Raw genomic sequence first — 2234 nt, 5'->3', positions numbered from 1 at the left:
TGGTAGCTTAAGCGAACCGCCTGTTCCTTTAATTCGGGGCTGTAATATCGTTTTTTCATGTTTCTAAGATATTTGTTTTGTAACAAACGGTCTTAAATTTTATGTCCGAGTAAAGGTAGCAACTCCATATGGTTTGAGTTTGTGGTTGTGATGTAATTTTTGGTTTTGGGAATCAAAAGATTGTTTAGCCTGAGAAATCGATAGAACTTATCCCTGCCAATCTTAATATCAGCGTCTATAAAGTCTTGTTTTAGTTCAGTATAGAGTTTGGTTCCACCCGTTTTAGAGCCTACTTTTTTACGGTAGTCCTTGACCATTTTTATTAGCTTCTGATGGTCTATTTCTTTTTTCTTTTGTGCTTTGAGTCTTTTGTAGAAGGCTTGTTTGGATATCCCAAAACATCCATAGAGCCATTTTCTTTTATACGGGCTTTTTTCTTTAGCTCTATCTCTTTTGCTAATGTTTTGGGCAACGACTTTTTTGACATATCCACGCCTGTAATAAGTTCCATATCAGCGATAATGTCCTGTTGGAAATCTTTCTGGAACTCCAGTTCTTCAATCTTCTCCCTTAACCTTTTAATCTCGTCGTTCTTGCTCATACCATTGTTTTGTTGCACTAAGGTACTGTATTTTCTCAGCCAATAGGCAATGGTTGTCCTGGGAACGTCGTATTTTTTTGAAGCTTGGTTGTTTGAGATGTGCCCGGTTAGAATTTGGTCAACGACTAAAAGCTTAGTTTCTAAAGTTACTTTCTGGTAGCTTTTTTTTTCGCCAGTGTTCATTTTGTATTTTCATAAGTGACTGTAATTAATTGCTTAATTTTTAGTCAACCTATTTCAGGAAAGTTCATTGGTCAAATGTGTTACAACGGTTTTGTGTATGGCTCGTTGCGTCCAAATTAGCGATTATTTTTCGGTTTAGCCACAAGCCAAATTTTTAAATTTTACTATTTATCTTACTTTTTGGAAATCGTCAAATTTAAAAATTTGGCGACTTTCCAAATACGCCTTAACTTCGGTTTAAGCAACTCATTAGCAATGAGCTATACACGGTGTTGTAACACGTTTTTTATTTCGGACAGACTTTATATTCATCAGATGTAACGTAGTCCTTTATAAATTGCCCTTCTTTTTTTAGTAAGTCCTGTATTCCAATTGGTGAGTTCATTACAGTAATTCTTTGCCTTAGTTTTTTAAATTGGTTTAAATCATTTCTCCTATCATTTATGCCTTTTAAGAAAAATTTGACTCTATCTTCAGCACTACCGTGACTAACCGAACAGTTAGGTGCTAAGTCTTTTCGTATCATTTTAACTACTGAATTAACTATTTTATCATATCGTGCTTGGTGAGCCTTTCTTATGCCTTTATCTTCTGATTTGAGCCAAGAGTCGTGTTTGAATAACATTAAATCGTACAAAATGATGCCTCCAGCATAGTCAGCGTGAATTTCCTTTGCATTTGACACTAGTTCATCTGGTATATAACTAAAAAAACCAATATAATTTCCATCAGCATCTATTTGGAAAATTGGTTGCCCTCTTTTATCAAATTTTGGTTTCCCAAGAGAATCAAGCTCTACCTTTCTCTGCCATTGAGTATCCTTTTCGTGAACAATATGAGCTATTTCGTGTCCTATTAAAAAGACAACATCTGGTTGAAGATTGTAATTTCTTTTTTTCCAAGTACTTGTCATCCATTTGTAGTCAAGCCAAATAAAGCCAGTTTCTACTTTACCAACAACTTTCTCTGAATTAATAAAATCATCTGAAAGATTATCACTGGTTGCATAAGCTGAAGGATGCTCATCATACTTGTTAATATAGCCAACAACTTTAACTGTATCTTTGGGACTTGGAAATATTTTAGAAGTAATTGCCGTAACTAAATTTTCAACTTTTTCAGGTGCCTTTTTGAGCTCAATATCCTCAAAAAATACATCTAATTTTTTACTGCTTTGAAGCGTAAGACACTGAGAATAGAGGTTATTCCCAACAAAATAAAAAATGAAAATTATTAAAACCCTACTCATTCTTCTTTAGAATTTTGTTTGTTTCTGTCAACAGCTTATGTAACCTTCCCTAAAAATGTAACCTTCCCTAAAAATGTAGCCTTACCCAATTTAAGACACAGCTAAATTCAATAAATTTTCATTAATATCATTCGATTCGGGGAAGAATTCTTCCCCGAATCGAGGTTTATATTCCCTGGGTGATTTATTGCCCAGGGATTG

Annotated in this window: 2 protein-coding genes; both read right to left on the bottom strand. The window is 34.3% G+C overall.

Features of this window, described 5'->3' with window-relative positions; all coding sequences use genetic code 11:
- Positions 1–337: 337 nt before the first annotated feature.
- A complete protein-coding gene (locus HC176_RS15465) occupies positions 338–784 on the bottom strand; it encodes a helix-turn-helix domain-containing protein (protein WP_209309732.1) in 447 nt (148 codons plus the stop codon).
- A 286-nt stretch (positions 785–1070) separates the two neighbouring features.
- Complete coding sequence (locus HC176_RS15460) at positions 1071–2033, bottom strand: hypothetical protein (RefSeq protein ID WP_167919871.1); 963 nt, start codon at positions 2031–2033, stop codon at positions 1071–1073.
- Positions 2034–2234: the final 201 nt, after the last annotated feature.

This window comes from Tamlana crocina (genome assembly GCF_012037625.1).
Note: the sequence above shows the minus strand (reverse complement) of the source record. Positions and strands in the feature narration are given on the sequence as shown.

Excerpts from the sequence above, each read along its gene's own strand:
- HC176_RS15465 (WP_209309732.1), bottom strand. The coding sequence starts at position 784 with ATGAACACTGGCGAAAAAAAAAGCTACCAGAAAGTAACTTTAGAAACT.
- HC176_RS15460 (WP_167919871.1), bottom strand. The coding sequence starts at position 2,033 with ATGAGTAGGGTTTTAATAATTTTCATTTTTTATTTTGTTGGGAATAAC.